The sequence below is a fragment of the Enterococcus spodopteracolus genome (assembly GCF_030441955.1).
GTDB lineage: Bacteria > Bacillota > Bacilli > Lactobacillales > Enterococcaceae > Enterococcus_B > Enterococcus_B spodopteracolus.
In genome coordinates this window covers 1-402 of record NZ_JARJHD010000136.1, presented here as the reverse complement: position 1 = coordinate 402, position 402 = coordinate 1, and the positions used below count along the sequence as shown (strand labels likewise).

Below are 402 nucleotides of genomic sequence, written 5' to 3'. Positions count from 1 at the left end.
ACATGGTTCTCTCCAGAGGTTCATTACTGAACACTCGTCCGAGAATAACGAGTGGATCCATTTCTATACTCATCAAACTGTAGGGGTTGTAATAGTTTATCCGATTTCTCGCTGTAGGGGTACACGAGAACCACCGAGCCTGATGTGGTTAAAAGACAGGCACAATCTTTACTACCGCAATCCACTATTTAAGGTGATATATGGAAGAAGAATTTGAAGAGTTCGAAGAGCATCCTCAGGATGTGATGGAACAATACCAGGACTATCCGTATGACTACGACTATTGATAAAAATCAATGGTGTGGACAATTCAAGCGATGCAATGGATGCAAGCTGCAATCGGAATGCATGGTTAAGCCTGAAGAAATGTTTCCTGTAATGGAAGATGGGAAATATGTCGAT

1 protein-coding gene is annotated in these 402 nt (G+C 41.8%); it reads left to right on the top strand.

Going from position 1 to position 402, the window contains the following annotated elements; genetic code table 11:
- Positions 1-270 precede the first annotated feature (270 nt).
- Positions 271-402 (top strand): antirestriction Ral family protein (locus P3R27_RS14925; protein WP_119126700.1); only part of this gene is annotated, 132 nt, incomplete at its 3' end.